The 26,980-nt window shown below is 53.6% G+C and carries 24 protein-coding genes and 1 pseudogene; 10 read left to right on the forward strand and 15 right to left on the reverse strand.

What is annotated here, in order from left to right; translation table 11 throughout:
* Positions 1 to 27: 27 nt before the first annotated feature.
* The 6 genes from nanR to nanQ all read left to right on the forward strand — a co-directional run bounded on the left by nanR (position 28) and on the right by nanQ (position 5,648).
* Positions 28 to 819, forward strand: coding sequence for a transcriptional regulator NanR (gene nanR, locus IB196_RS02415; RefSeq protein ID WP_040234156.1), 792 nt, complete (start codon positions 28 to 30; stop codon positions 817 to 819).
* A gap of 259 nt (positions 820 to 1,078) precedes the next feature.
* On the forward strand, positions 1,079 to 1,972 hold the full coding sequence (gene nanA, locus IB196_RS02420) for an N-acetylneuraminate lyase (protein WP_040234155.1): 894 nt from the start codon (positions 1,079 to 1,081) through the stop codon (positions 1,970 to 1,972).
* A 112-nt stretch (positions 1,973 to 2,084) separates the two neighbouring features.
* The gene (locus IB196_RS02425) at positions 2,085 to 3,575 is read left to right on the forward strand and encodes an MFS transporter (protein ID WP_188231856.1); all 1,491 of its coding nucleotides are present in this window, start codon (positions 2,085 to 2,087) and stop codon (positions 3,573 to 3,575) included.
* Between the two features lie 47 nt (positions 3,576 to 3,622).
* The gene (locus IB196_RS02430; protein WP_005121342.1) at positions 3,623 to 4,312 is read left to right on the forward strand and encodes an N-acetylmannosamine-6-phosphate 2-epimerase; all 690 of its coding nucleotides are present in this window, start codon (positions 3,623 to 3,625) and stop codon (positions 4,310 to 4,312) included.
* A complete protein-coding gene (nanK, locus tag IB196_RS02435; protein WP_005121341.1) occupies positions 4,309 to 5,178 on the forward strand; it encodes an N-acetylmannosamine kinase in 870 nt (289 codons plus the stop codon). Before IB196_RS02430 ends, nanK begins: the two co-directional genes overlap by 4 nt.
* A gap of 2 nt (positions 5,179 to 5,180) precedes the next feature.
* On the forward strand, positions 5,181 to 5,648 hold the full coding sequence (nanQ, locus tag IB196_RS02440) for an N-acetylneuraminate anomerase (RefSeq protein ID WP_040234182.1): 468 nt from the start codon (positions 5,181 to 5,183) through the stop codon (positions 5,646 to 5,648).
* Between the two features lie 67 nt (positions 5,649 to 5,715).
* Here nanQ and IB196_RS02445 read toward each other — a convergent pair whose 3' ends face one another.
* From IB196_RS02445 to gltB, 4 genes and pseudogenes are all read right to left on the reverse strand, one after another.
* On the reverse strand, positions 5,716 to 6,996 hold the full coding sequence (locus IB196_RS02445; protein WP_188231857.1) for a cytosine deaminase: 1,281 nt from the start codon (positions 6,994 to 6,996) through the stop codon (positions 5,716 to 5,718).
* Positions 6,986 to 7,084: pseudogene (locus tag IB196_RS02450) on the reverse strand (hypothetical protein); the annotation flags it as partial. The pseudogene IB196_RS02450 and the gene IB196_RS02445, both read right to left, overlap by 11 nt.
* A 108-nt stretch (positions 7,085 to 7,192) precedes the next feature.
* Positions 7,193 to 8,611 carry a glutamate synthase small subunit gene (locus IB196_RS02455; RefSeq protein WP_188231858.1) on the reverse strand — a complete coding sequence of 473 codons (1,419 nt, stop codon included), beginning with the start codon at positions 8,609 to 8,611 and terminating at the stop codon, positions 7,193 to 7,195.
* Positions 8,612 to 8,623: 12 nt separating this feature from the next.
* Positions 8,624 to 13,084 (reverse strand): glutamate synthase large subunit, encoded by a 4,461-nt coding sequence (gene gltB, locus IB196_RS02460; RefSeq protein ID WP_188231927.1) that lies wholly within the window; start codon positions 13,082 to 13,084, stop codon positions 8,624 to 8,626.
* A gap of 686 nt (positions 13,085 to 13,770) precedes the next feature.
* Here gltB and IB196_RS02465 point away from each other — a divergent pair.
* From IB196_RS02465 to mtgA, 4 genes are all read left to right on the forward strand, one after another.
* Positions 13,771 to 14,700, forward strand: a complete 930-nt coding sequence (locus IB196_RS02465; RefSeq protein WP_188231859.1) for a TIGR01212 family radical SAM protein — start codon at positions 13,771 to 13,773, stop codon at positions 14,698 to 14,700.
* Positions 14,701 to 14,898: 198 nt separating this feature from the next.
* On the forward strand, positions 14,899 to 17,235 hold the full coding sequence (gene arcB / locus IB196_RS02470) for an aerobic respiration two-component sensor histidine kinase ArcB (protein ID WP_149691785.1): 2,337 nt from the start codon (positions 14,899 to 14,901) through the stop codon (positions 17,233 to 17,235).
* A 229-nt stretch (positions 17,236 to 17,464) separates the two neighbouring features.
* On the forward strand, positions 17,465 to 18,118 hold the full coding sequence (gene elbB / locus IB196_RS02475) for an isoprenoid biosynthesis glyoxalase ElbB (RefSeq protein WP_005121332.1): 654 nt from the start codon (positions 17,465 to 17,467) through the stop codon (positions 18,116 to 18,118).
* On the forward strand, positions 18,115 to 18,834 hold the full coding sequence (gene mtgA, locus IB196_RS02480) for a monofunctional biosynthetic peptidoglycan transglycosylase (protein WP_005121331.1): 720 nt from the start codon (positions 18,115 to 18,117) through the stop codon (positions 18,832 to 18,834). The genes elbB and mtgA overlap by 4 nt, the downstream gene beginning before the upstream one ends.
* Before the next feature lie 111 nt (positions 18,835 to 18,945).
* Here the strand turns inward: mtgA and npr are convergent, their stop codons facing one another.
* The 11 genes from npr to IB196_RS02535 form a co-directional block, all read right to left on the reverse strand.
* Complete coding sequence (npr, locus tag IB196_RS02485; protein WP_003828770.1) at positions 18,946 to 19,218, reverse strand: PTS phosphocarrier protein NPr; 273 nt, start codon at positions 19,216 to 19,218, stop codon at positions 18,946 to 18,948.
* A complete protein-coding gene (gene rapZ, locus IB196_RS02490) occupies positions 19,215 to 20,069 on the reverse strand; it encodes an RNase adapter RapZ (RefSeq protein ID WP_005121329.1) in 855 nt (284 codons plus the stop codon). Before rapZ ends, npr begins: the two co-directional genes overlap by 4 nt.
* Positions 20,070 to 20,114: 45 nt before the next feature.
* Positions 20,115 to 20,606: a PTS IIA-like nitrogen regulatory protein PtsN gene (gene ptsN, locus IB196_RS02495; protein ID WP_005121328.1), complete on the reverse strand. Its 492-nt coding sequence runs from the start codon at positions 20,604 to 20,606 to the stop codon at positions 20,115 to 20,117.
* Positions 20,607 to 20,689: 83 nt separating this feature from the next.
* Positions 20,690 to 20,977, reverse strand: a complete 288-nt coding sequence (gene hpf / locus IB196_RS02500; protein ID WP_005121327.1) for a ribosome hibernation promoting factor — start codon at positions 20,975 to 20,977, stop codon at positions 20,690 to 20,692.
* Positions 20,978 to 20,999: 22 nt separating this feature from the next.
* On the reverse strand, positions 21,000 to 22,433 hold the full coding sequence (gene rpoN / locus IB196_RS02505) for an RNA polymerase factor sigma-54 (protein ID WP_155021893.1): 1,434 nt from the start codon (positions 22,431 to 22,433) through the stop codon (positions 21,000 to 21,002).
* A gap of 46 nt (positions 22,434 to 22,479) precedes the next feature.
* A complete protein-coding gene (gene lptB / locus IB196_RS02510) occupies positions 22,480 to 23,205 on the reverse strand; it encodes an LPS export ABC transporter ATP-binding protein (protein ID WP_005121325.1) in 726 nt (241 codons plus the stop codon).
* Between the two features lie 6 nt (positions 23,206 to 23,211).
* Positions 23,212 to 23,766 carry a lipopolysaccharide ABC transporter substrate-binding protein LptA gene (gene lptA / locus IB196_RS02515; protein WP_040234136.1) on the reverse strand — a complete coding sequence of 185 codons (555 nt, stop codon included), beginning with the start codon at positions 23,764 to 23,766 and terminating at the stop codon, positions 23,212 to 23,214.
* Positions 23,735 to 24,310: an LPS export ABC transporter periplasmic protein LptC gene (gene lptC / locus IB196_RS02520; protein WP_005121323.1), complete on the reverse strand. Its 576-nt coding sequence runs from the start codon at positions 24,308 to 24,310 to the stop codon at positions 23,735 to 23,737. The genes lptA and lptC overlap by 32 nt, the downstream gene beginning before the upstream one ends.
* On the reverse strand, positions 24,307 to 24,873 hold the full coding sequence (kdsC, locus tag IB196_RS02525; RefSeq protein ID WP_005121322.1) for a 3-deoxy-manno-octulosonate-8-phosphatase KdsC: 567 nt from the start codon (positions 24,871 to 24,873) through the stop codon (positions 24,307 to 24,309). The genes lptC and kdsC overlap by 4 nt, the downstream gene beginning before the upstream one ends.
* 20 nt (positions 24,874 to 24,893) lie before the next feature.
* On the reverse strand, positions 24,894 to 25,880 hold the full coding sequence (gene kdsD, locus IB196_RS02530; RefSeq protein ID WP_005121321.1) for an arabinose-5-phosphate isomerase KdsD: 987 nt from the start codon (positions 25,878 to 25,880) through the stop codon (positions 24,894 to 24,896).
* Between the two features lie 13 nt (positions 25,881 to 25,893).
* Positions 25,894 to 26,871 (reverse strand): calcium/sodium antiporter, encoded by a 978-nt coding sequence (locus tag IB196_RS02535; RefSeq protein ID WP_005121320.1) that lies wholly within the window; start codon positions 26,869 to 26,871, stop codon positions 25,894 to 25,896.
* Positions 26,872 to 26,980 lie beyond the last annotated feature (109 nt).

Below are 26,980 nucleotides of genomic sequence, written 5' to 3' on the forward strand. Positions count from 1 at the left end.
CGTTATTTGTCACCACGACTTAGCTGAATGGACCCTATGAACGCATTTGATTCGCAAGCTGAAGACTCTCCATCCACCATTGGCCGTAGCTTACGCAGCCGCCCGCTGGCGCGTAAAAAACTGTCTGAAATGGTTGAAGAAGAACTAGAGCAGATGATTCGCCGTCGGGAATTTGGCGAAGGGGAACAGTTGCCGTCAGAACGAGAACTGATGGCTTTCTTCAATGTTGGCCGTCCTTCTGTACGAGAAGCCCTGGCCGCGTTAAAACGCAAAGGTCTGGTGCAAATTAACAACGGTGAACGCGCCCGCGTTTCACGTCCTTCGGCCGATACGATTATCAGTGAACTGTCCGGCATGGCGAAAGATTTTCTCTCACATCCTGGTGGTATTTCCCATTTTGAGCAGCTGCGCTTGTTCTTTGAATCCAGCCTGGTGCGTTATGCCGCAGAGCATGCCACTGACGAGCAAATCGACAGACTGGCGAAAGCACTGGAGATCAACAGTCAGTCGCTGGAAGACAATGCGCTCTTCATCCGTTCAGACGTTGACTTCCACCGTGTGCTGGCAGAGATCCCCGGTAATCCTATCTTTATGGCGATCCACGTCGCGCTGCTGGACTGGCTGATTGCCGCACGTCCAACCGTCCCCGATCAAGAGCTGTACGAGCACAATAACGTGAGTTATCAACAACACATTGATATTGTTGAGGCTATTCGTCAGCATGATCCTGATGAAGCCGACCGCGCATTACAAGAACATCTCAACAGCGTTTCCGCCACCTGGCACGCCCTCAGTAAAAACAAAAAATTGCGTAAGTGATCGCGATCCCGACGATCGTTTAAACACAAAATCATTCAAGCTGCATCAAGGCGGCAAGAGAGCGAGCCCCCTGGAGCATAGATAACTCTGTGACAGGGGTGAGCGAACGCAACCAACGCAGAGGCGGCTCGAAGGATGAAGTGTTTAGTGAGGCAGATCGCACTATAAGCGTTCCGTATTGTATTGCTGCTTATTTGATCTGGTATAACAGGTATAAAGGTATGCAGTCAGTCAACACTAATCATTGACAGAGGTCGTTATGGCAAGAGATTTAAAAGGCGTAATGCCGGCATTGTTAACCCCATTCGATAACCAACAGCGACTGGATATCGAGAGCCTGCGTCGTCTGGTGCGCTTCAACATCGGGCAGGGCGTTGATGGGCTCTATGTTGGTGGCTCAACGGGGGAAGCTTTTGTGCAGAATCGTGCTGAAAGAGAGCAGGTGCTGGAAATTGTTGCTGAAGAAGCGAAAGGTAAAGTGACCTTAATTGCCCACGTTGGCACGGTGAGTACTGAAGAAAGCCAGCAGCTGGCGAGCGCCGCACACCGTTATGGTTTTGACGCAGTTTCCGCGGTTACCCCGTTTTACTATCCGTTCAGCTTTGAAGAACATTGCGATCACTACCGCGCAATTATTGATTCCGCTGAGGGTTTACCGATGGTGGTCTATAACATCCCGGCACTGAGCGGCGTAAAACTGACGCTGGATCAGATCAACACGCTGGTGACGTTGCCGGGTGTTGGCGCGCTGAAGCAAACCTCAGGCGATCTCTATCAGATGGAACAGATCCGCCGCGCTCACCCCGATCTGGTGCTTTACAACGGTTATGACGAGATTTTCGCTTCTGGGTTGCTGGCCGGTGCGGATGGTGGGATTGGCAGTACTTACAACATCATGGGATGGCGTTATCAGGGAATAGTGAAAGCGCTCAAAGAAGGCGATATCCGGGCTGCACAAAAGCTGCAAACCGAGTGCAATAAGGTTATCGATCTGCTCATCAAGGTTGGCGTATTCCGCGGTCTGAAAACGGTACTGCACTATATGGATGTGGTTTCTGTACCGTTGTGCCGTAAACCGTTCGCTCCCGTAGATGAACAATATTTGCCAGAACTGAAAGCGCTGGCGAACCAACTGCTGGCGGAAAAAGCGTAACCGCGGGTAGCCGGGGGCGCTTTGCTTGCCCGGCCTGGATTTTTCGACCGTAGGCCGGAAAAAGGCGAAGCCGCCATCCGGCACAACAACAAAAGATCGTCGGGAGAGTAAAATGCGTACTTCTATCCAGAGCATCCCGTGGTATCGCCATCTCAACCGGGCACAATGGCGGGCATTTTCTGCCGCCTGGTTGGGGTATCTGCTTGATGGTTTTGATTTTGTGTTAATCGCCCTTGTGCTGACAGAAGTACAAGGTGAATTCGGTTTGACGACGGTGCAGGCGGCCAGCCTGATTTCAGCCGCCTTCATCTCTCGCTGGTTTGGCGGGTTAATGCTGGGTGCGATGGGTGACCGCTATGGACGTCGCCTGGCAATGGTCACCAGCATCATTCTATTCTCTGTGGGGACGCTGGCCTGCGGCTTCGCACCGGGCTACACCACCATGTTTATCGCCCGCCTGGTTATCGGTATGGGAATGGCCGGCGAGTACGGCTCCAGCGCCACCTACGTTATTGAAAGCTGGCCTAAGCACCTGCGAAACAAAGCCAGTGGCTTCCTGATTTCCGGTTTCTCCGTTGGCGCAGTGATTGCCGCCCAGGTTTATAGCCTGGTGGTTCCGGTCTGGGGATGGCGTGCGCTGTTCTTCATCGGCATTCTGCCGATTATCTTTGCCCTCTGGCTGCGTAAAAATATTCCGGAGGCAGAGGACTGGAAAGAAAAACACGAAGGTAAAGCGCCGGTACGCACGATGGTGGACATTCTCTATCGGGGCGAACATCGGGTAATCAATATCTTGATGACCATCGTAGCGGCGACTGCGCTGTGGTTCTGTTTTGCGGGCGACCTGCAAAATGCGGCAATCGTGGCGATCCTCGGGCTGATGTGTGCCTTCATCTTCATTATCTTTATGGTGCAAAGCAGCGGTAAACGTTGGCCGACGGGGGTGATGTTGATGGTTGTCGTGCTGTTCGCGTTTCTCTACTCGTGGCCGATTCAGGCGCTGCTGCCAACGTATTTGAAAACTGAACTGATGTATGACCCTTCAACGGTTGCCAGGGTCCTGTTCTTTAGCGGCTTTGGTGCGGCGGTTGGCTGCTGCGTCGGTGGTTTCCTTGGCGACTGGCTGGGTACCCGTAAGGCTTATGTGTGCAGTCTGCTGGCCTCGCAGTTGCTGATTATGCCTGTGTTTGCGATTGGCGGAGCTAACGTCTGGGTTCTGGGTTTACTGCTGTTTTTCCAGCAAATGCTTGGGCAGGGGATCTCCGGGATCTTACCAAAACTCATTGGTGGTTATTTCGATACCGACCAACGTGCCGCAGGCCTGGGGTTTACCTACAACGTCGGGGCACTTGGTGGGGCACTGGCGCCGATCATCGGGGCGCTGATCGCACAACGTCTGGATCTGGGTACTGCGCTGGGATCGCTCTCTTTCGGCCTGACATTTGTGGTGATCCTGCTGATTGGTCTTGATATGCCGTCTCGTGTACAGCGCTGGCTGCGGCCTGAAGCACTACGTACACATGATGCCATTGATGGTAAACCGTTTAGTGGGGCAGTGCCGTTTGGCGGCGATAAAAGCACCATGGTGAAATCAAAAAGTTAATCCGCTTGCCCGGCGTTGAGCCGGGCAAGATTCGAAAGGGAAGATGTATGTCGTTACTTGAGCTACTGGATAAAAAAATTGCCGCTGATGGCGGACTGATTGTCTCCTGCCAGCCCGTTCCTGACAGCCCGCTGGATAAACCTGAAATTGTCGCCGCCATGGCGCTGGCAGCCGAGCAGGCGGGTGCGGTGGCGCTGCGTATTGAAGGCGTGGAGAACCTGCGGGCGACCCGGGCGGTCGTTTCGCTGCCAATTATAGGTATTCTGAAACGCGATCTTGCTGACTCCCCGGTACGCATCACTGCATTTTTAGATGATGTCGATGCGTTGGCGCAGGCGGGCGCTGACATTATAGCGATTGATGGTACAGACCGCGTGCGCCCTGTTCCCGTCGCCGCACTGTTGGCACGAATTCATCAACATCACTGTCTGGCCATGGCCGACTGTTCATCGCTGGAAGACGGCCTGGCCTGCCGGCAACTCGGCGCGGAAATTATTGGTACGACGCTGTCGGGTTATACGACACCAGAAACACCAGATGAGCCGGATCTGGCGCTGGTGAAAGCGTTACGTGATGCCGGGTGTCGGGTGATAGCCGAAGGACGCTATAACACGCCAGCACAAGCAGCTGAAGCCATGCGTCACGGGGCCTGGGCGGTGACAGTGGGTTCTGCTATTACCCGACTGGAACACATTTGCCAGTGGTACACCACGGCGATGAAGAAGGCCGCGCTATGACCACCCTGGCGATTGATATCGGCGGCACTAAACTGGCCGCTGCACTGGTGGATGGTCGCCTGCAAATGCGTGACCGTCACGAACTTCCGACACCCGCCAGCAAAACACCACAAGCGCTGCGAGCTGCCCTGGAAGCGCTGATTGAGCCGTTGCTGGCGCAGGCTCAGCGCGTGGCGATTGCCTCGACCGGCATCATCCGTGAGGGCGCGCTCCTGGCACTGAATCCATTAAATCTGGGGGGATTGATGCATTTCCCGCTGGTGCAAACGCTGGAGTCTCTCACCGGTCTCCCGACGTTGGCGGTGAATGACGCACAGGCCGCTGCGTGGGCTGAATATCATGCACTTGGCGGGGAATACCACGATATGGCGTTTATTACTGTCTCGACCGGTGTTGGTGGCGGCGTGGTTAGCAACGGAAAGTTGTTAACCGGGGCCGGGGGGCTGGCGGGGCATGTAGGTCATACACTGGCGGATCCGAATGGCCCGCAATGTGGTTGTGGACGTGTGGGGTGCGTGGAAGCTATCGCTTCTGGCCGTGGGATTGCAGCGGCAGCCGAAGGCTCACTTGCTGGATGTGATGCAAAAACTATTTTTAGCCGGGCCGGACAGGGGGACGAGCAGGCGTGTCAATTGATCCAACGATCGGCATGCACGTTGGCACGTCTGATTGCCGATGTGAAGGCAACAACCGACTGCCAGTGCGTTGTTATTGGCGGAAGCGTCGGGTTGGCTGAAGGTTATCTGGCGCAGGTGAAAGCCTGGCTGGTACAGGAACCCGCGGCTTATCACGTGAAATTACTGGCGGCACATTACCGTCATGACGCTGGACTACTGGGGGCCGCGCTGTTGGCCCAGGGAGAATGATGATGATGTCAGGGGATTTACAGTCTCAGCTTTCTGCTGGATTGCATCCGGTATTGCAGCAGGCATTAACGCAGGCTGTTGCGGCAAAACCGCAGGATAAAGCACCGGGGCGCTATGAGCTGCAAGGCGAGAATGTCTTTATGAACGTTATGCAGTTTGTTACGCAGCAACCGGAGCAAAAGAAAGCGGAGTTGCACGAGCAATATATTGATATTCAGGTACTGCTGGCGGGTGAAGAGCGTATTCTGTTTGGTATGACGGGGTCTGCCCGGCAGTGTGAAGAGATGCATATTGCAGAGGATTACCAGCTGTGCGCTGAAATTCATGATGAACAGGCCATTACGCTCATCCCTGGTACGTTCGCAATTTTCATGCCGGGTGAACCACATAAACCGGGCTGTGTGGCGGGGACTCCAGCGGAAATCAAAAAAGTTGTTGTGAAGGTGCGCGCCAGTTTGTTAGCTGCCTGACAGAAAATATTTCGCCATAAGTTTTTGCCGCAGGCTGTGAGTCTGCGGCTATTTCCGAAAAGAAAATCTAGCGCTTAAACGTTACTGCTTCTGGCTGTGCCAGATGGAGCGTTGTCTGACCTGGCACGGTCTCGGCAATAACCCGCCCATGGCGAATTGAATAACGTGCCGGTGTCTGGCGGCGAACCGCATCAAATCCATTTTCTGCAGGTAAAATCACCAGGTTAGCGGAATTTCCAATAGTTAAACCGTAGTCCTGTAAGTGTAGGGTTTTCGCGCTGTGGGTGGTGATGAGATTTAGCCCATCATTGATTTGTCCGTACCCCATCAACTGACACACGTGTAATCCCATATGCAGAACTTGCAGCATATTCGCGGTTCCCAACGGGTACCACGGGTCAAAAACGTCATCATGGCCAAAGCAAACATTGATGTCCGCCTCCAGCATCTCCTTGACGCGGGTGATGCCACGGCGCTTAGGATAGGTGTCAAAACGTCCTTGCAGGTGAATATTCACCAGCGGATTCGCTACGAAGTTAATACCTGACATTTTTAACAGACGGAAAAGGCGGGAAGCATATGCGCCGTTGTAGGAATGCATCGCCGTGGTGTGGCTGGCTGTCACGCGCGATCCCATGCCATCGCGATGTGCCAGCGCCGCGACGGTTTCAACAAAGCGCGATTGCTCATCATCAATCTCGTCACAGTGCACATCGATAAGTCGGTCATACTTCTGCGCCAGGGCGAAAGTTTTGTGCAGCGATTCAACGCCATATTCACGCGTGAATTCAAAGTGAGGAATTGCGCCAATGACGTCGGCACCCAAACGCACGGCTTCTTCTAACAGCGCTTCGCCGTTGGGGTAAGAAAGAATACCCTCTTGCGGGAAGGCGACAATTTGCAGCTCTACCCACGGCGCGACTTCTTGCTTCACCTCCAGCATGGCTTTCAGTGCCGTCAGCGTAGGATCGGAAACGTCTACGTGAGTTCGGACATACTGGATGCCGTTGGCCATCTGCCACTTGAGGGTCTGCATGGCGCGGGTCTTCACGTCTTCGTGGGTGAGCATCGTCTTGCGTTCGGCCCAGCGCTCAATACCTTCAAACAACGTACCCGATTGGTTCCAACTGGGCTCCCCTGCCGTTTGCGTTGTGTCGAGGTGGATGTGTGGTTCAACGAAAGGGGGAATGGCCAGCCCGCCTTCAGCATCAAGCACCTCGCCCTGTGGCGCAGATGCTGTTTCCTGGGGGGCAATACGGCTAAAACGCCCGTTTTCAATCGTGATTTGCCACAATCCTTCACGCCCCTGCAGACGGGTTTGAGTTAGGGTGATGGTGTTATTCTGCATGACTGACCTCCGGGGATATTGCAAGGCTACGATTAAAAAGTGGGTTCAGCAGGATATAGCTGAATACGCCGCCAGGCATGGCGAACACCGTAGAAAATGAGTTGTGATACTGGCTTAATCTACAGGTTTGGCAGTATTGCGGAAGGAATTTGGCATCTTATCCCCGGAGGACGATAAGATGCCAGAAAAAGCTGACTTACACTTCCAGGTAATTCAGGATCCCGTCAGCCGCTTTACGACCTTCGGCAATTGCGGTGACCACCAGATCCGAACCACGCACGATGTCGCCACCGGCGAAGATTTTCGGGTTGCTGGTCTGGAAAGCGTTGTCACTACGTTCCGGAGCAATAATACGCCCCTGAGAGTCCAGCTCGACGCTGTGCCCTTTCAACCATTCCATGCTGTGTGGGCGGAAACCAAACGCCAGGACCACCGCATCAGCCGGAACAACGTGTTCGGAACCGGCGACGATCTCCGCACGACGGCGACCTTTCGCATCCGGTTCGCCCATTTCGGTGCGCGCCATTTTCACGCCGCACACTTTACCGTTGGCATTCACTTCCACGCCTAACGGCTGGACGTTGAACTGGAACTCGACGCCTTCTTCACGCGCGTTTTTCACTTCGCGTTTGGAACCCGGCATGTTCTCTTCGTCGCGACGATAGGCGCAGATGACGTGTGCAGCATTCTGGCGAACCGAAGTGCGCACGCAGTCCATCGCGGTATCGCCGCCGCCGAGTACGACGACGCGTTTGCCTTCCATGCTGGTGTATGGCTCGTCGCTGCTTTCGCCAAAGCCCATCAACTGTTTGGTATTGGCAATCAGGAACGGCAGGGCATCAAACACGCCATCAGCATCTTCGTTTTCCAGCCCGCCGCGCATCGACTGGTAGGTGCCGACGCCCAGGAACACAGCGTCGTAATCCTTCAGTAACGCTTCGAGCTGCACGTCACGGCCCACTTCGACGTTGAGTTTGAACTCGATGCCCATGTCGGTGAAAATTTCACGACGGCGGGTCATCACCTCTTTTTCCAGCTTGAAGGCCGGGATACCGAAGGTCAGCAGACCACCGATTTCCGGGTGGCGATCAAACACAACGGCCTTCACGCCGTTGCGGGTCAGTACATCCGCACAGGCCAGACCTGCCGGACCCGCACCGATAATCGCCACGCGTTTGTCCGTCTGGCGAACGCCGGTCATATCCGGACGCCAACCCATCTCGAAGGCTTTATCGTTGATATAACGCTCGATATTGCCGATGGTCACTGCGCCGAATTCGTCATTCAGCGTACATGAACCTTCGCACAGCCTGTCCTGCGGACAGACACGACCGCAAACTTCCGGCAGCGTGTTGGTCTGGTGCGACAGCTCTGCTGCTTCAAAAATACGTCCTTCGTTAGCCAGCTTCAGCCAGTTCGGGATGTAGTTATGTACCGGGCATTTCCACTCGCAGTACGGGTTACCGCAGGACAGGCAGCGATCTGCCTGTGCTTTGGCCTGACCTTCAGAAAACGGCTCGTAGATCTCGATAAATTCGATCTTACGGATCTTCAGCGGTTTCTTTGGCGGATCAACGCGCTGCAGGTCGATAAATTGGTATACGTTCTGACTCATTGCTGCTACCCCTTACTGCGCCTGCACACGCAGCTCAGCTGCGCTACGACTACGGTGACCCAACAGTGCTTTCACATCACTGGATTTTGGTTTTACCAGCGCGAATTTCGCTGAGAACGCGGGCCAGTTAGCCAGGATCTCTTCGCCGTGTGAAGAACCGGTATGCTGTACGTGCTCGGTAATCAGGCCGCGCAGGTGCTCTTCGTGGATAGCCAGCGAGTCCACGTTCAGCACTTCGACCAGTTCCGGGTTTACGCGTTTGCGGAATTCACCGTCTTCGTCGAGCACGTAGGCGAATCCGCCGGTCATGCCTGCGCCAAAGTTAACGCCGGTTTTGCCGAGAATACAGACGATGCCGCCGGTCATGTATTCACAGCCGTTGTCGCCAATACCTTCAACCACGGTAATTGCGCCGGAGTTACGCACCGCAAAGCGCTCACCCGCACGACCCGCAGCAAACAGGCGACCACCGGTGGCGCCATACAGGCAGGTGTTACCGATGATGCTCGCCTCATGGCTACGGAAAGCAGAGCCAACCGGAGGACGTACCGCCAGCAGGCCGCCCGCCATGCCTTTACCGACATAGTCGTTGGCATCGCCGGTCAGATACAGCTCCACGCCGCCCGCGTTCCACACGCCAAAGCTCTGGCCTGCAGTACCGCTGAAGTGCGCTTTGATCGGATCAGACGCCAGCCCCTGATCGCCGTGAGTCTGGGCAATATAACCTGATAACGACGCGCCAACGGAACGGTCGGTGTTGCGGATATCGAACCAGAAGGTTTTGCTCTGGCGCTCATCGACGAACGGCTTCGCCTGCTGCAACAGCTGGGCGTTCAGCACGCCGTTATCAAACGGCGGGTTGTTCTCGGTGCAATGCAGCGCTTTACCCGGATGCGGTTCGGCGGTTTCCAGCAGACGAGACAGCTCCAGCTTCTGCTGTTTGGCGGTAAATCCATCCAGCTCCTTGAGCAGGTCGGTACGACCAATCAGATCCACCAGGCGGGTAACGCCCAGTTGCGCCATCAGCTCGCGCACTTCACGAGCGATAAATTCAAAGTAGTTGGTCACTTTGAACGGCAGGCCGTGATAGTGGTTCTTACGCAGTTTCTCATCCTGAGTTGCAACACCGGTTGCGCAGTTGTTCAGGTGGCAAATACGCAGATATTTACAGCCCAGCGCGACCATTGGGCCGGTACCGAAACCGAAGCTCTCTGCACCCAGAATCGCTGCTTTAATGATATCGACGCCAGTTTTCAAACCGCCATCGACCTGCAGACGAATTTTGTGACGCAGACCGTTAGCCACCAGCGCCTGCTGGGTTTCCACCAGGCCGAGTTCCCACGGGCAGCCCGCATATTTCACGGAGGAGAGCGGACTTGCACCGGTGCCGCCGTCGTAGCCGGCGATGGTGATCAGATCCGCATAGGCTTTCGCCACGCCGGTGGCGATCGTGCCGACTCCCGGTTCGGAAACCAGTTTCACCGAGATCATCGCCTTCGGGTTGACCTGTTTGAGGTCGAAAATCAGCTGCGCTAAATCCTCGATGGAGTAGATATCATGGTGCGGCGGCGGGGAGATCAGCGTCACGCCCGGTACTGAATAGCGTAGTTTGGCGATGTACGGGGTGACTTTGTCGCCCGGTAACTGACCGCCTTCGCCAGGCTTCGCGCCCTGAGCGACTTTAATCTGGATAACATCGGCGTTGACCAGGTACGCCGGGGTTACGCCAAAGCGACCAGAAGCTACCTGCTTAATCCGCGACACTTTGTTGGTGCCGTAGCGCGCCGGGTCTTCGCCGCCTTCGCCGGAGTTCGAGTTACCGCCGATGCTGTTCATCGCTTCGGCCAACGCTTCGTGTGCTTCCGGGCTTAATGCGCCGATAGACATGGCGGCGGTATCAAAGCGCTTAAACAGTTCGGTCGCAGGTTCGACCTCGTTAATGCTTACCGCTTCATCGCCAGGCGTAATCGCCAGCAAATCGCGCAGCGTGGCCGCTGGGCGCTCGTTGACCAACTTTGCATATTCCTGATAGTCGCTGTACTCGCCGCTTTGCACTGCCTGTTGTAGCGTGCGCACCACGTCCGGGTTGTAGGCGTGGTATTCGCCGCCGTGGACGTACTTCAGCAGACCGCCCTGGCTGATGGGCTTACGCGCCAGCCATGCATGTTTGGAGAGGTTCAGCAGATCCTGCTGGAAGTCGGTAAATCCTGCGCCGCTGATGCGGCTAACCACGCCCTGGAAGCACAGCGCAACCACATCATCGTGCAGACCAACGGCTTCAAACAGCTTCGAGCAGCGGTAAGAGGCAATGGTCGAGATGCCCATCTTGGACATGATTTTGTACAGACCTTTATTGATACCGTTACGGTAGTTCAGCATCACGGTCCGGTAATCTTTGGCAATCGCCTGAGTGTCGATCAGGCGTCCCAATGTTTCATACGCGAGATACGGATAGATTGCCGTCGCGCCAAAGCCGAGCAGGACAGCAAAATGGTGCGGGTCACGGGCACTGGCGGTTTCAACGATAATGTTGGCGTCGCAGCGCAGGCTTTGTTCTACCAGACGCGTTTGCACTGCGCCCACGGCCATTGGCGCCGGAACCGGCAGACGGTTTTTGGCGATGTTGCGGTCAGAGAGTACCAGCAACACCGTGCCGTTGCGCACCATCTGTTCCGCCTTATCGCACAATGCTTTGACGATCTCTTCGAGCGTAGTTTCGGTCGCATCAAAGGTGATATCCAGACGGTCAGCGCGATAATGCTCCTCTTTCATGGTGGTGAGCTGGGTGAAATCGGAGTACAGCAGGATCGGCGATTTAAAGCTCAGGCGGTGCGCCTGGCCTTCGGCTTCGCAGAAGACGTTCATCTCACGACCGATGCTGGTGGCCAGCGACATGACGTGTGCTTCACGCAGCGGGTCGATCGGCGGGTTGGTGACCTGCGCAAACTGCTGGCGGAAGTAGTCATAAATAATGCGCGGCTGGCTGGAGAGCACGGCAAACGGAGTATCGTCACCCATTGACCCAACGGCTTCCTGACCGTTTTCTCCCAGTACCCGAATGACGGAGTCTAGCTCTTCGGCGCTGTAGTTAAACTGTTTTTGGTAGCTGGCGAGGGTGTCATCGTCCAGTTCGCGGCTGCCGACCTGATCGTCTGGCAGGTCTTCGAACGGCACCAGACGGCGGACGTTCTTCTCCATCCACTCTTTGTACGGGTGACGGCTTTTCAGGTCGTCATCAGTTTCGGCGGAATGCAGAATGCGTCCGCTGCGGGTATCGATAACCATCAGTTCGCCCGGTCCGACGCGACCTTTCTCGACCACTTCATCCGGCTGATAATCCCAGATCCCGACTTCAGAGGCGCAGGTAATCAGTTTGTCTTTGGTGATGACATAGCGCGCCGGGCGCAGGCCGTTACGGTCAAGGTTACAGGCGGCAAAACGACCGTCTGACATGACAATACCTGCCGGGCCGTCCCATGGTTCCATGTGCATGGAGTTAAAATCAAAGAACGCGCGCAGTTCCGGATCCATATCCGGGTTGTTCTGCCAGGCCGGTGGAACCAGTAAGCGCATGGCGCGGATAATGTCCATCCCGCCAGCCAGCAACAGTTCCAGCATGTTATCCATCGAACTGGAGTCTGAGCCGGTTTCGTTAACAAACGGCGCGGCGTCGTGCAGATCCGGGATCAGCGGGGTCTGGAACTTATAGGTACGGGCGCGCGCCCACTGGCGGTTGCCGGTAATGGTGTTGATTTCTCCGTTGTGCGCCAGATAGCGGAATGGCTGCGCCAGTGGCCAGCGCGGCACGGTGTTGGTGGAGAAGCGCTGGTGGAACAGGCAGATGGCCGATTCCAGACGCAGGTCTGCCAGGTCCAGGTAAAAGCGCGGCAGATCCGCCGGCATGCACAGACCTTTATAGATATTGACCAGATTCGATAAGCTACAGACGTAGAAGTCTTTATCGTCCTGGAGGCGTTTTTCGATACGACGGCGTGCGATGAACAGGCGGCGCTCCATATCGCGTGGACGCCAGCCAGCAGGGGCGTTGACAAAAATTTGCTCAATACAAGGCAGGGAGGAAAGGGCTATTTCACCGAGAACACCTTCGTTGGTTGGCACGTCGCGCCAGCCTACGATCGACAGGGTTTCCTGCTGCAATTCTTCTTCAACAATGCGACGAGATGCCGCCGCCAGTTCGGGGTCTTTATTTAAAAAGATCATGCCAACGGCGTAGTTTTTAGCTAAACGCCAGCCGCGCTCTTGCGCAACAATGCGGAAAAAACGGTCAGGTTTTTGTAACAGCAAGCCGCAACCATCGCCGGTTTTGCCATCGGCAAGAATTGCGCCACGGTGCTGCATACGGGCCAGCGCGTGTATGGCGGTACGCACTACCTTGTGGCTAGGTTCGCCTTCTATGTGGGCGATCAGGCCGAAACCACAGTTATCCTTCTCAAGGGATTTATCGTACAACATATCAGTGAACCTCCCCAGGCTCTGCGGGACACCTCTCCGATACCGTTTGCGCACGGGCACACCAAGAGCATGGCGACGGGGTTTGCGTTTCATACGCTCACCTCGCATTCGCCCTCTTTATCCTTTTCGCATAGGTCAAACAAGTTTGAGGACTTGCTTCAGAGGGAATCTCAATTACTGCATAAATATGATGAGCAGACTGCTCATCCAGAAAGCTTCCAGCGGATTTCCAAGTTATCGGGAATCCACACACAGGTCAAATGGCAATCTTATTTATGCAAAAATGTGCTATAGGGCGATTAACTTTATGAATGCATTGAAAAGAAAGGCTTTTTTACATTGATTTTACCAGCGGGTGATCGCTGGTGAAGTGTGATCTGTCTCACTGTCAGAAAGGCCGGTTATCTCCCGTCCTCCCTTTGTTTATCCCGATGTTTGGTATTTTATGCTGGTTTGTAGACTTTTGGCGTCTTAAAGATACTGTTTTTATGTGAGAGCCATCAGAAGATAAAAAAAATAGCGAGATATAAGGAAAAGTAATTACTTTTTGATTGAATGAAATTTCGATTATTTTGAATTGTTATTCAATAAATAAAGGCTCGCCAGGGCGATTGATCCAGGTCATCGCCGACTGGGGCTAAAAATGGCAGGCTTTGGCCTCTTTTCAAGGCGCGGTCTATCAGATTATGCAGTTACAGAAATTAGTCAATATGTTTGGTGGGGATCTTTCTCGCCGTTATGGGCAAAAGGTTCATAAACTCACGCTGCACGGCGGGTTTAGCTGCCCAAATCGCGATGGCACCATTGGACGTGGCGGATGTACCTTCTGTAATGTCGCCTCCTTTGCTGACGAAGCGCAGCAGCATCATTCTATCGCTGAACAGCTTGAGCATCAGGCGCAGTTGGTCAATCGCGCGAAGCGCTATCTGGCCTATTTTCAGGCTTATACCAGTACCTTTGCGGAAGTACAGGTGCTGCGTTCGATGTACCAACAGGCGGTCAGTCAGGCCAGCATCGTCGGGCTGTGTGTTGGCACACGCCCTGACTGTGTGCCGGGTGCCGTGCTCGATCTGCTATGCGAGTACAAGGATCAGGGCTACGAAGTGTGGCTGGAACTGGGCTTGCAAACGGCCCATGACAAGACGCTGCATCGCATTAATCGTGGGCATGATTTTGCCTGTTATCAGCGAACTACCCAACTGGCACGGGAGCGTGGACTGAAAGTGTGTTCACACCTTATTGTCGGCCTGCCTGGTGAAGGGCAAGCGGAATGCCTGCAAACGATGGAACGTGTGGTGGAGACGGGTGTTGACGGTATTAAGCTGCATCCGCTGCATATCGTGAAGGGCAGTACGATGGCGAAAGCCTGGGAGGCCGGACGGTTGCACGGCATCGAACTGGATGAGTACACGGTCACTGCCGGGGAGATGATTCGCCATACGCCACCCGAGGTAATTTATCACCGCATTTCCGCCAGCGCGCGCCGCCCAACGTTGTTGGCACCTCTGTGGTGTGAAAATCGCTGGACCGGGATGGTTGAACTGGATAAGTACCTTAATGAGCACGGCGTGCAAGGCTCGGCGCTGGGTACGCCGTGGATTCAGCCGGGGATCTAACCCTCCGTAGTCATGTAGGCCTGATAAGCGAAGCGCCATCAGGCGGCCCGGCGCACATTGCCGGATGGCGGCTATGCCTTATCCGGCCTACCGCCTACCCAGCCATTTCACCGATAACCCCCGCATTTCTTGCACAATCTTAAACGTCACGCTGAGAATTGAGTATTATTGTGCCAAGTTGTCGTGAAGGAACCCTCTATGAAGCAAATTCGTATGCTGGCGCAATACTATGTCGACCTGATGATGAAGTTAGGTCTGGTGCGCTTTTCGCTGCTGTTGGCGCTGGCTTTGGTTGTGTTGGCAATCGTGGTGCAGATGGCTGTCACCATGGTGCTGCATGGGCAGGTAGAAAGCATTGATGTCATCCGTTCTATCTTTTTTGGCCTGTTAATTACCCCCTGGGCCGTCTACTTCCTGTCGGTGGTGGTTGAACAACTGGAAGAGTCCCGGCAACGTCTGTCACGACTGGTACAGAAGCTGGAAGAGATGCGCGAGCGCGATCTCAAGCTTAATGTGCAGTTGAAGGATAATATTGCCCAGCTCAATCAGGAGATTGTTGAACGTGAAAAGGCGGAAGCTGAGCGGCAGGAGACGTTTGAACAACTGAAAGTCGAAATCAAAGAGCGTGAAGAAGCGCAGATCCAGCTTGAGCAACAATCTTCATTTTTACGTTCTTTCCTTGATGCTTCACCGGACCTGGTTTTTTATCGCAATGAAGATAAAGAATTTTCCGGCTGTAACCGTGCTATGGAGCTGCTGACCGGTAAGAGCGAAAAGCAACTGGTGAATTTAAAACCGGCTGATGTGTATTCGCCAGAGGCGGCGGAAAAAGTGATTGAAACCGACGAGAAGGTATTCCGCCATAACGTTTCACTGACCTATGAGCAATGGCTCGACTATCCGGACGGGCGCAAAGCCTGCTTTGAGATCCGTAAAGTGCCTTACTACGACCGCGTCGGGAAGCGACATGGTCTGATGGGTTTTGGTCGTGATATTACCGAGCGTAAGCGCTATCAGGACGCCCTTGAGCGCGCCAGCCGTGACAAGACCACCTTTATCTCTACGATCAGCCACGAGCTGCGTACGCCGCTTAACGGTATCGTCGGTTTAAGTCGGATCCTGTTGGATACAGAGTTAACCGCTGAGCAGGAAAAATATCTCAAAACTATCCATGTTTCCGCCGTGACGCTGGGGAACATTTTCAACGATATTATCGATATGGATAAGATGGAACGGCGCAAAGTCCAGCTCGATAACCAGCCAATCGATTTCACCAGCTTTATGGCTGATCTGGAAAACCTCTCCGGCCTGCAGGCGCAACAAAAAGGGCTGCGCTTTGTTCTTGAGCCGACGCTACCGCTGCCGCATAAGGTCATCACAGACGGAACGCGTCTGCGCCAGATTCTGTGGAATCTGATCAGCAATGCCGTGAAATTCACCCAGCAAGGGCAGGTGACCGTGCGGGCGCGCTATGACGAGGGAGACATACTGCATTTTGAGGTGGAGGATTCTGGGATCGGTATTCCACAGGATGAACAGGATAAAATCTTCGCCATGTACTATCAGGTGAAGGACAGCCATGGTGGTAAACCGGCAACGGGAACCGGGATTGGCCTCGCGGTATCTCGCCGTCTGGCGAAAAATATGGGCGGTGATATTACGGTTTCCAGCCAGGCCGGGAAAGGCTCCATCTTTACGCTAACCGTGCATGCTCCTGCCGTGGCCGAAGAGATTGAAGATGCTTTTGAAGACGATGAAATGCCGTTGCCAGCCCTGAATGTGCTGCTGGTGGAAGACATTGAACTGAACGTCATTGTAGCGCGTTCGGTGCTGGAAAAGCTGGGCAATAGCGTGGATGTCGCGATGACCGGACAAGCCGCGCTGGACATGTTCAAACCGGGGGAATATGACCTGGTGCTGCTGGATATTCAGCTACCGGATATGACCGGGCTCGATATCTCCCGCGAGCTGACGCAAAAATACCCCCGTGAGGATCTCCCACCGCTGGTGGCTCTCACCGCCAACGTACTGAAAGATAAAAAAGAATATCTGGATGCAGGAATGGACGACGTGCTGAGTAAGCCGCTGTCAGTTCCGGCGTTAACCGCCATGATCAAAAAATACTGGGATACCCGAAACAAAGAGGAGAGCACTGTGACATCTGAAGAGAGCAGTAAATCGCAAGCGCTGTTAGATATTCCTATGTTGGAACAATACCTCGAACTGGTGGGACCGAAGTTAATTACCGACGGGTTGGCGGTGTTTGAGAAGATGATGCCGGGATATCTGAGCGTGCTGGAGTCTAATCTGACCGCTCGGGACAAAAAAGGCGTGGTTGAGGAAGGCCATAAAATTAAAGGCGCGGCAGGTTCAGTAGGGCTGCGTCACCTGCAACAGTTAGGTCAGCAAATCCAGTCGCCGGACCTTCCTGCCTGGGAAGATAATGTAGGTGAATGGATTGAAGAGATGAAGCAGGAGTGGCAGCACGACGTGGCGGTTTTAAGAGCCTGGGTTACGAGCGTGGAAAAAAAATGACCCCGGCTTGACCGGGGTGCGCGAATACTGCGCCAACACCAGGGAAATCGTGGCTGCGCCGTAAATTATTATCATTGTTTACAAGGGCGCAGTCCTAATTTTCAGGCCGCACGCAGTTAAGATAGCAAATCTTAAATAATTTGTTACATGAATCAGTTAAATGTGTGAAGCGTGGCATTCTAATCAGAATTATTAATATGCTTCAGTCAGTTGCGAAAGGAGTATCACGATGAAAAAAGTTGGCGTAGTGCTCAGCGGATGTGGCGTGTATGACGGTGCAGAAATCCATGAAGCCGTACTCACGCTGCTGGCTATTGCCCGCAATGGTGCTCAGGCCATCTGCTTTGCCCCAGATAAACAGCAGGCGGATGTGATTAATCATCTGACGGGCGAGCCGATGCCGGAAACGCGCAATGTCCTGATTGAAGCTGCGCGTATTACGCGTGGTGATATTCGCCCCCTGGCTCAGGCGGCCGCAACGGAGCTGGATGCGCTAATTGTGCCTGGCGGGTTTGGCGCAGCAAAAAATCTGAGTAATTTTGCCAGCCAGGGCAGTGAGTGTCGGGTTGATAGCGACTTAGCCGCGCTGGCAAAGGCGCTGCATCAGGCCGGTAAGCCGCTGGGTTTTATGTGCATTGCGCCCGCTATGTTACCTAAAATTTTTGACTTCCCTCTGCGTCTGACCATCGGTACTGATATCGATACGGCAGAAGTGCTGGAAGAGATGGGCGCTGAACATGTGCCGTGCCCGGTCGATGACATTGTGGTTGATGAAGATAATAAAGTTGTCACCACGCCTGCTTACATGCTGGCGCAGGATATTGCTCAGGCCGCAAGCGGTATCGATAAGCTGGTCTCGCGTGTGCTGGTGCTAGCTGAATGAAAAAAGGCATTACCGCCATACTGCGACGTATCTTTCTGCGGGCGGTGATTGTCCTCGCCGTATTCTGGGGCGGGGGCATCGCACTTTTCAGCGTGATGCCTGTACCTTTCTCGGCGGTCATGATTGAGCGGCAACTGGGCGCATGGCTGTCCGGTGATTTTGGTTATGTGGCGCATTCTGACTGGGTCAGTATGGATGAGATATCACCGTGGATGGGGCTGGCGGTGATTGCCGCGGAGGATCAGAAGTTTCCCGACCACTGGGGATTTGATGTCTCTGCGATAGAGAAAGCGCTGGCGCATAACGAACGTAATGAAAACCGTATTCGCGGCGCCTCGACGTTATCGCAACAAACGGCAAAAAACCTCTTTTTGTGGGATGGGCGTAGCTGGGTGCGCAAAGGGCTCGAGGCCGGGCTCACGCTGGGTATGGAAACGGTCTGGAGCAAGAAACGCATTCTGACCGTTTACCTGAACATTGCTGAGTTTGGCGATGGGGTTTTCGGCGTGGAGGCGGCGGCGCAGCGCTATTTCGATAAGCCAGCCAGTCGGTTGAGCCTGTCTGAAGCGGCCTTGCTGGCGGCGGTATTACCCAATCCTTTGCGTTTTAAGGCGAATGCGCCTTCTGGCTATGTGCGCAGTCGTCAGGCGTGGATCATGCGCCAAATGCGCCAGTTGGGCGGTGAGTCGTTTATGCGTGAAAATAAGCTGTATTAGCTGAAGGTTGCGGTGAATTTTGTAGGCCTGATAAGCGTAGCGCCATCAGGCATTATAAGGCTCGGCTGTATCGCCGGATGGCGGCGTAAACGCCTTATCCGGCCTACGAGACTAATCTTCGTCAAACCCTGAATTAAACAGGGCGATCACCGCAGCCAGAGCTTCAACTTCCTGCGGACCCGTGGCTTCAACTTCTATCTGGCGTCCTTTGGCGGAATCCAGCATCAACAGAGCGATAACGCTGTTTGCTTCGGCTTCCGTCCCTTCATCATTACGCAGCAGAACTTCTGCTTCAAAACCCTGCATTAGCTCAAACAGTTTCATTGCCGGCCGGGCATGCATGCCCAGCTTATTCGTGATTTCAACAGTTTGCTTCACGGTCATGATTTGCGTTTTTCCAGCGTACGATGGCGTGACTGCACGTTTTTACCGCGTGAGCGGAAGTAGTCTGCCAGTTGCTCTGCAATATACACCGAACGGTGTTTCCCGCCGGTACAGCCGATGGCTACAGTGAGATAGCTGCGGTTGTTGGTCTCCAGCATGGGTAACCATAGCTCAAGATAGCTGCGCGTCTGGTAGATAAAATTGTGTACTTCTGTGTGTCTGTCGAGGAAGGCGGCGACGGGGCGGTCAAGACCGGTCATCGGGCGCAGCTTTGGATCCCAGTGCGGGTTAGGCAGGAAGCGCACATCAAAGACGTAATCCGCATCAATCGGGATACCGTGTTTGAAACCAAAGGATTCGAAAACCATCGTTAATTCACGTTCACGTTTGCCCAGCAGTCGGGTACGTAACATTTCCGCCAGCTCGTGCACAGACATTTCAGAGGTGTCTACGATCAGGTCAGCGCGCGAACGCAACGGCTCCAGTAAATCGCTTTCTTTATCGATAGCGCTTTCCAGGGACAAATTCTTGCTGGACAGCGGGTGTAAACGGCGCGTATCGCTGTAGCGGCGAATCAGGGTGTTTCGATCGGCGTCAAGGAACAGCAGCTGTGGTGAGAAGCCTTCAGGCAGGTTACTCATGGCCTGCTCAAAAATCTCCGGGGACTCGGGCATGTTGCGCACATCAATGCTGACAGCCGCAGATATCTGGCGATCGGCGAGGGTTCGAGCCAGATCGGGCAACAACACGACGGGAAGGTTATCCACGCAGTAAAAACCCATATCTTCCAGCGCGCGCAGGGCGACAGACTTACCTGACCCTGAACGACCGCTGACGATCATCAGTACCATGTACTGTTTCTCCTCACAACGACAGAAAAAGATGCCATTGGGTTGTTATGCTTCATCCTGTCCACCTTCGGTGTCAGTGATGATTTGATACAACTCCTGGTCACTCTGCGCGGCGCGCAGGCGGCGGCAGATGGTTTTATCTGCCAGACGTTTGGCAACCAGTGACAACGTATGCAAATGCGTCTTGGTTTGGTCCGCCGGGACCAGCAGGGCGAAAAGCAGATCGACGGGTTGATTATCAATGGCGTCGAAAGCAATCGGCGTTTCAAGTTGCACAAACACGCCCACTGCGCGCATCGTGTCTTCTTCCAGCTTTCCATGCGGAATGGCAATACCATTGCCAATACCGGTACTGCCCATTTTTTCGCGCGTCAGAATGGCTTCAAATACCACCTGAGGAGGCAAGCTGAGTTGTTTTGCCGCCAGTTCACTGATGATTTCCAGTGCGCGTTTCTTGCTTTGGCAGTGAACGGCCGCGCGCGTACATTCCTGGTTAAGAACATTGCTCAGTTGTAGAGTCGTATCGTTATTTGTCATAATTTCACCTAAGCGCTAACTGTACAAATGGCCCGTTGTGCTGCACAACAGGCCGTCCTGCACCCGCTAACTGCCCGGACAAGTTAGTGCTGTTTCAGTTTATCTTTATGTTTTGTTAACTGCCGAGCCAGTTTATCAATTAAACCGTCAATGGCGGCGTACATATCCTGACCTTCCGCGCTGGCATGAATTTCGCCACCGTTCACATGCAGTGTTGCATCCGAGATGTGTGTGACCTTCTCCACTTTCAACACAATATAGACCTGATTAATCCGGTCGAAATATTGCTCAAGCTTGGCGAACTTTGTGGTGACAAAGTCGCGCAGGGCCTCAGTGATTTCGACGTTATTTCCAGTGATGTTGAGCTGCATAGTGTCTTCCTTATCGGTTGGGTCAAACCAGCTGTTTGCGCTGGTTAGACGGCGGAATGGATAAAGACTCTCGGTACTTCGCAACGGTGCGGCGCGCCACCATGATACCCTGTTCTGACAGCATAGAGGTTAACTTGCTGTCGCTCAGCGGTTTCGCAGGGTTCTCCGCAGCAATTAATTTCTTCACCAGTGCGCGGATAGCTGTAGAAGAGGCTTCGCCTCCGCCTTCAGTGTTGACGTGACTGGAGAAGAAATACTTCAATTCAAAAATGCCGCGCGGACTGTGCAGATACTTTTGCGTGGTCACTCGGGAAATGGTTGATTCATGCATCTCGACGGCCTGGGCGATATCCGCCAGCACCATCGGTTTCATATATTCTTCACCTTGCTCAAAGAAGGCTTGTTGTTGCTCAACGATACAGCGGCTAACGCGCAATAGCGTGTCATTGCGGCTTTCCAGACTTTTAATCAGCCATTTCGCATCCTGAAGGTTGCTACGAATGAACTGGCTGTCAGCATCATTGCGCGCGTTATTGCACAGGGCTGCGTAGTGCTGGTTGATCTGTAAACGCGGAATGCTGTCACTGTTGAGTTCGACTACCCAGCGATCGTTATGCTTACGCACCAGCACATCCGGGATCACGTACTCTGGTTCACCGGTCTGGATCGACTGTCCGGGTCTCGGATCCAGCGACTGGATCAGATTGACGGCTTCTTTCAGCACCTCTTCTTTCAGTCGGGTTACGCGCATCAGGGTGCGGAAGTCGTGGTTGGCGAGCAGATCAAGGTGATCGCTGATGATCAGACGTGCTTCTTTCAGCCATGGCGTGGCTTTGTCAAACTGCGAAAGCTGGATCAGTAAGCAGTCACGGAGATCTTTGGCCGCCACGCCCACGGGATCAAAACGCTGAACGCGTTTAAGCACGGCTTCGATTTCATCGATACCGATGTCGTCATCGCCCATGCTGTCGAGAATGTCGTCCAGTGTGACGGTGAGATAGCCCGTTTCGTCGACTGCATCCACAATTGACGTGGCAATAGCACGATCGGTATCTGAGAATGGCGTCAGCTCCACCTGCCACATCAGGTAATCTTGCAGCGATTGCGTGGTTTCACCCTGATACACAGGCAGTTCGTCGTCGATGTAATCTCCGCTGGTGCCAGACGGCGTCCCTGCGGTGTAAATCTCATCCCAACTGGCATCCAGCGGTAGCTCTTCCGGCATCTCTTTTTGTTCGAGTGCGTCAGCCGTATCGAGGGATTCGCTATCCTGCTTTTCCTGGGTATCAATTTCGTCGTGAAGATCGGTTTGCTCGAGCAGTGGGTTACTTTCCAGCGCTTGCTGAAGTTCTTGCTGAAGTTCCAGCGTGGACAACTGCAACAGACGGATAGCCTGTTGTAGTTGAGGCGTCATCGCCAGTTGTTGGCTAAGCCTGAGTTGCAAACCTTGCTTCATGTTCAGAGTTGTTGTCTCCTGCGGTGACGTGAAGTCTACTACCCTATCAGAGTCTGAAGTCTTCCCCAAGGTATACGCGTTTAACGTGCTCGTCCTGCAGGATTTCTGTCGGCGTACCGTGTGCAATCAGGTGTCCCTGGCTCACAATGTAGGCGCGCTCACAAACAGCCAGCGTTTCGCGCACGTTATGGTCGGTAATCAGCACGCCAAGCCCGCTGTCGCGCAGGTGTTCGATGATCCGTTTGATATCAATAACAGAAATCGGGTCAACACCGGCAAACGGTTCATCCAACAGGATAAATTTTGGATTAGCGGCCAGCGCACGGGCGATCTCCACGCGGCGTCGTTCACCGCCGGAGAGCGACTGTCCCATGCTGTCACGCAGATGTTCGATATGAAATTCTTCCATCAGCTCATTGGCGCGATCTTCACGCTGCTCGCTGGAAAGATCGTCACGAATCTGCAGCACTGCCATCAGGTTATCAAACACGCTCAGGCGACGAAAAATAGAGGCTTCCTGCGGTAAGTAGCCGATACCGCGGCGGGCACGCGCATGCAGAGGCAGCAGGCTGATATCTTCGTCATCAATGATAATGTTGCCAGCATCGCGCGGCACAATGCCGACGACCATGTAAAAGGTTGTTGTTTTGCCCGCACCGTTAGGACCGAGCAGACCGACGATCTCCCCGGAGTTGACGGTCAGGCTGACATCTTCCACCACACGACGGCCTTTGTAGGCTTTTGCAAGATTCTTTGCAGTTAATGTTGCCATAACGAATCAGTTACCTTTTTTCTCTGCCGGAGCCTTGGTCTTGTTTTTGTCCTGCAATTGCGACGGAACCAGAACGGTGGTGACGCGTTTGCCTTTCTCACTGAAGGCCTGCATTTTCTGTTCTTTTACCAGATAGGTGATCTTATCGCCCGTGATGTTGCTATCGAGTTGTTCCAGATAAGCCTTACCGGTAAGGACGACGAAATCTTTTGCCAGCTCATAGTGCATCTGTGAGGCGTGGCCTTTAACCGGTTTACCATTGTCCTGCATCTGGTAAAAGGTCGCCGGATTGCCATAACCGTCAATCACTTCTTTACCGTCTTCACCGCCCGGACGGGTCACGACGACCTTATCGGCATTAATTTTGATGGTGCCCTGAGTCACGATGACATTGCCGGTAAACGTCACCACGTTGCCCTGCATATCCAGAGACTGCTGGTCCGATTCAATGTGGATCGGCTGCTCGGTATCGCCAGTGACGGCGAATGCCGGAATGCTGGCGGCCAGAAGTGAGCTGGCAAGCACAAGATTAAGGCTGAGTTTGTTTGTTTTGGATTTCATATGAGGTTCTAACCTTTTCAATCAGCTCGGCGTTCTTGCTGCGTAAGTTGCCGCGCATCTTCAGTCCGCTGGAGTTAAATGTTGTTCCATACAACGTGACCAGATCATCGGAAGTGACATCTTGCGTCACAAGGTTGATCTGCGCGTTATCGGTAGTAATTCTGCGTAGTTGAGAGTCAGGCACCAGCGCGTTAACCTCAACATGGCCATACAGGTACAGCATCCGATCGTTGGTCAACCTGGCCTTATCAGCCTTGATTGACCAGGTCGGTACTTTGTCCTTATCAAACGTGGTTAACACCGGTTGGGTGAACCACGAAACTGCTTGATCTGAATAATATTCAACGTGTTGCGCGATCAAATGATAGCTCAGCGCGCCCTCAGGGCTGTACACGACGGTGTCGGTATGCTCGCTCTTATAGGTTGGCTCGTTGTTATTAACGACAACCTGAGCGGTGTCGTCTTTGTCTGCCAGGTTAATACCAATCATCACAAGGACAGCCAGCGACAGTAGAATGATAACCCAACGTCTGGTTTTGCTCATATCGATTGCCCTTTGGCCTCATCCAGTTTGCCCTGCGCCAGCAGTAATAAGTCGCAGACTTCGCGCACTGCGCCGCGTCCCCCGTCGATACGGGTGACGTAATCGGCCCGCGGGATCAGCAACGGATGAGCATCCGCTACCGCTACGCTTAATCCCACTTTTGCCATCACCGGCCAGTCGATCAGATCATCGCCAACATACGCCACATTCTCAGGCGCGATCGCCAGTTTGCTAAGCAGATCGCCAAAAGCAACCAGTTTGTCCGACTGCCCCTGATACAGATGTGTGATCCCTAATGTGGCACAACGATCTTCTACAAGTTTAGCCTTTCGTCCGGTAATAATGGCAACCTCAATACCGGAAGTGAGCGCGCAACGAATGCCGTAGCCATCGCGGACGTTAAACGCCTTCAGCTCTTCACCGTTGTTGCCCATATAAATCAGACCATCAGACAGTACGCCATCCACATCAAGGATCAGCAGACGGATGTTTTCTGCCCTGGTGATGACGTCAGTACTGACGGGGCCATAACAGGTCGCAAGCGACGCACCTGCTTTACTCATTTTCTTTATCCTTGAGTTTCTTACACTACACCTGCACGCAGCAGATCATGCATATGTAACACACCCAGTAATTGGTCGCCATCAGCAACCATTACCGAGGTGATATGGCGGGACTGCATTAAGTTCAGGGCATCAACAGCAAGAATCCCTGGACGCACGCGAATGCCCCCAGGAGTCATTACATCGGCAATGCCTAACTGGCGTACATCAACGCCCATATCGAAGACACGACGTAAATCGCCATCCGTAAAGATGCCGTCAATCTTCATCGCGTCATCGCAAATGACGGTCATGCCGAGGTTTTTCCGCGTGATCTCCAGTAAGGCGTCACGCAGGCTGGCGCTTTTAGTCACATGCGGGATTTCGTCTCCCGTATGCATAATATCGTTAACGCGCAACAAAAGCTTACGCCCCAGTGCGCCACCTGGATGAGATAACGCAAAATCTTCTGCGGTGAAGCCGCGTGCTTTTAGTAACGCAACGGCAAGCGCATCGCCCATCACCAGCGTTGCGGTCGTGCTGCTGGTCGGTGCCAGACCTAATGGGCAAGCTTCTTTGGGCACTTTAACACACAGATGTACATCTGCTGCACGCGCCATACTGCTTTCCGGACGACCCGTCATGCAAATAAGGGGGACATGCAGGCGCTTTAACACCGGAATTAACGCTGCAATCTCATTAGATTCACCGGAGTTAGAAATGGCAATCACGATGTCCTGCGGTGACACCATACCCAGATCGCCATGTGCGGCTTCGCCAGGATGCACAAAAAATGAGGGCGTGCCTGTACTGGCAAACGTGGCGGCCATTTTGCGCCCGATATGCCCTGATTTTCCCATTCCCATCACTACGACTTTGCCCGGGCAACTGAAAATCTTTTCACAGGCGAGGGTAAAGTTCTGGTTGATGTACTGATCAAGCTCCGCCAGGCCTTCACGTTCAATTGTCAGGACTTCCTTGCCTGCTTGCTGAAAGTCAAAACCCGGTTGCAACTCTAAGTGCGACATAATGCGTTTCCAGTTATCCAACGAGAAGTGGCGATAACCAATACAGCATCGCCAGCCATATGATAAAACCGCCGGTCAACAGCGCCCCCGCGCCACGACCAATCTGGCGCGGACGTCGCCAGCAGAGTAATGCAAAAATAACGCTCACCAGCAGCATGACGCTATAGTCACGGATGAAGGCCATTGGGTTGACCTCGCCTGGCGTAATCAGTGCAGGTAACCCAAGAACGATAACAATATTAAAAATGTTCGCGCCGATGATGTTACCGACGGCAATATCGTTTTCACCTTTACGCAAACCTGCAATGGCGGTTGCCAGTTCTGGCAGACTGGTACCAATGGCGACGACCGTCAAACCGATAGTAAGCTCGCTCATGGCAAAGTAGTTTGCCAGTACAGTGGCGTTATCAACCACCATACGCGTTGCCATTGGCATAATGATCAGCGCTATTCCCAGCCATAAAAATGCGACAGGCAATCCGCCTTCGCGAGGCAGTTCCGCAACTTGCTCCCGGGTCAGGCTGTCATTGCCCTGACGTTCTGCCAGACGAGCGATTTTAACAATGAATAGCAGCCATAGCACGGCCAGAAGCAGAAGAAAGAGGCCATCACTGCGGCTTAACTGGCCGTCATACAGTACGGACGCGGCCAAAATGCTTACCAGCAACATTAACGGTAATTCACGACGCAGAACATCGGAATGCACGGTAAAAGGATGAATGAGTGCTGACAGGCCTAAAATAAGAAGAATATTGGTGATGTTGGAGCCGATGGCGGTACCGACGGCTAAATCGAGCTGCCCATTCATTGATGCCGCAACAGAGACAATAATTTCAGGTAGGGATGTGCCGATGCTGACGACCGTCATCCCGATGATAATGGGGGGTATACCGAAGGTGCGGCATAAAATGGATGCAGCAAATACCAGACGGTCGGCACCGTAAACCACCAGAAGTAAACCAATTATTAACAGCGCCGTCGCTAAAAGCATCTAAAGTCCTTTCTTCAGGTATACTCGCCGGTTCACTTGAAGGATCTTCTGGAAGCCGTAACGAATTCTTAATTTTGACTTTATGCGGCTAAAAAGTAAAACAAATGCC

This window comes from Citrobacter sp. C6_1, assembly GCF_014596835.2.
GTDB lineage: Bacteria > Pseudomonadota > Gammaproteobacteria > Enterobacterales > Enterobacteriaceae > Citrobacter > Citrobacter pasteurii.

Bases quoted from the DNA above. Each gene is read 5' to 3' on its own strand.
- nanR (WP_040234156.1), top strand. From the start codon at position 28: ATGGACCCTATGAACGCATTTGATTCGCAAGCTGAAGACTCTCCATCC.
- nanA (WP_040234155.1), top strand. From the start codon at position 1,079: ATGGCAAGAGATTTAAAAGGCGTAATGCCGGCATTGTTAACCCCATTC.
- IB196_RS02425 (WP_188231856.1), top strand. From the start codon at position 2,085: ATGCGTACTTCTATCCAGAGCATCCCGTGGTATCGCCATCTCAACCGG.
- IB196_RS02430 (WP_005121342.1), top strand. From the start codon at position 3,623: ATGTCGTTACTTGAGCTACTGGATAAAAAAATTGCCGCTGATGGCGGA.
- nanK (WP_005121341.1), top strand. From the start codon at position 4,309: ATGACCACCCTGGCGATTGATATCGGCGGCACTAAACTGGCCGCTGCA.
- nanQ (WP_040234182.1), top strand. From the start codon at position 5,181: ATGATGTCAGGGGATTTACAGTCTCAGCTTTCTGCTGGATTGCATCCG.
- IB196_RS02445 (WP_188231857.1), bottom strand. From the start codon at position 6,996: ATGCAGAATAACACCATCACCCTAACTCAAACCCGTCTGCAGGGGCGT.
- IB196_RS02455 (WP_188231858.1), bottom strand. From the start codon at position 8,611: ATGAGTCAGAACGTATACCAATTTATCGACCTGCAGCGCGTTGATCCG.
- gltB (WP_188231927.1), bottom strand. From the start codon at position 13,084: ATGTTGTACGATAAATCCCTTGAGAAGGATAACTGTGGTTTCGGCCTG.
- IB196_RS02465 (WP_188231859.1), top strand. From the start codon at position 13,771: ATGCAGTTACAGAAATTAGTCAATATGTTTGGTGGGGATCTTTCTCGC.
- arcB (WP_149691785.1), top strand. From the start codon at position 14,899: ATGAAGCAAATTCGTATGCTGGCGCAATACTATGTCGACCTGATGATG.
- elbB (WP_005121332.1), top strand. From the start codon at position 17,465: ATGAAAAAAGTTGGCGTAGTGCTCAGCGGATGTGGCGTGTATGACGGT.
- mtgA (WP_005121331.1), top strand. From the start codon at position 18,115: ATGAAAAAAGGCATTACCGCCATACTGCGACGTATCTTTCTGCGGGCG.
- npr (WP_003828770.1), bottom strand. From the start codon at position 19,218: ATGACCGTGAAGCAAACTGTTGAAATCACGAATAAGCTGGGCATGCAT.
- rapZ (WP_005121329.1), bottom strand. From the start codon at position 20,069: ATGGTACTGATGATCGTCAGCGGTCGTTCAGGGTCAGGTAAGTCTGTC.
- ptsN (WP_005121328.1), bottom strand. From the start codon at position 20,606: ATGACAAATAACGATACGACTCTACAACTGAGCAATGTTCTTAACCAG.
- hpf (WP_005121327.1), bottom strand. From the start codon at position 20,977: ATGCAGCTCAACATCACTGGAAATAACGTCGAAATCACTGAGGCCCTG.
- rpoN (WP_155021893.1), bottom strand. From the start codon at position 22,433: ATGAAGCAAGGTTTGCAACTCAGGCTTAGCCAACAACTGGCGATGACG.
- lptB (WP_005121325.1), bottom strand. From the start codon at position 23,205: ATGGCAACATTAACTGCAAAGAATCTTGCAAAAGCCTACAAAGGCCGT.
- lptA (WP_040234136.1), bottom strand. From the start codon at position 23,766: ATGAAATCCAAAACAAACAAACTCAGCCTTAATCTTGTGCTTGCCAGC.
- lptC (WP_005121323.1), bottom strand. From the start codon at position 24,310: ATGAGCAAAACCAGACGTTGGGTTATCATTCTACTGTCGCTGGCTGTC.
- kdsC (WP_005121322.1), bottom strand. From the start codon at position 24,873: ATGAGTAAAGCAGGTGCGTCGCTTGCGACCTGTTATGGCCCCGTCAGT.
- kdsD (WP_005121321.1), bottom strand. From the start codon at position 25,880: ATGTCGCACTTAGAGTTGCAACCGGGTTTTGACTTTCAGCAAGCAGGC.
- IB196_RS02535 (WP_005121320.1), bottom strand. From the start codon at position 26,871: ATGCTTTTAGCGACGGCGCTGTTAATAATTGGTTTACTTCTGGTGGTT.